This is a genomic window from Flavobacterium geliluteum, assembly GCF_017948595.1.
Lineage (GTDB): Bacteria > Bacteroidota > Bacteroidia > Flavobacteriales > Flavobacteriaceae > Flavobacterium > Flavobacterium flavipigmentatum.
On the sequence record NZ_JAGFBV010000093.1, the window covers coordinates 1 to 280 of the forward strand.

Annotated in this window: 1 protein-coding gene; it reads left to right on the top strand. The window is 30.7% G+C overall.

Annotated elements, in window-relative coordinates:
* A partial coding sequence (locus J3495_RS19080) for a transposase (RefSeq protein ID WP_210668579.1) occupies nucleotides 1-123 on the top strand: 123 nt, incomplete at its 5' end.
* Nucleotides 124-280: the final 157 nt, after the last annotated feature.

Sequence of the window (280 nt, forward strand, 5' to 3'; positions counted from 1 at the left end):
AACAGAAGTACTAATGCTTCTGCAGAATCATTCAATGCTAAAATAAAAGCATTCAGATCAAAATTCAGAGGTGTTAGAAATGTAGAATACTTCCTTTTTAGACTCACTACTATTTATGCATAATTTTTATCACTCCACAGGTTTTCGTCTTGATGGATCAACACATATTGTTGTGGGGAAATATTAAAATCTAGATATTTGTATTTTCAAATTATACCCTAATGCAAGATTCTTTTATCGATATCCTTAAGTTGTTACTGCCTGAGATACTAGTAGACTA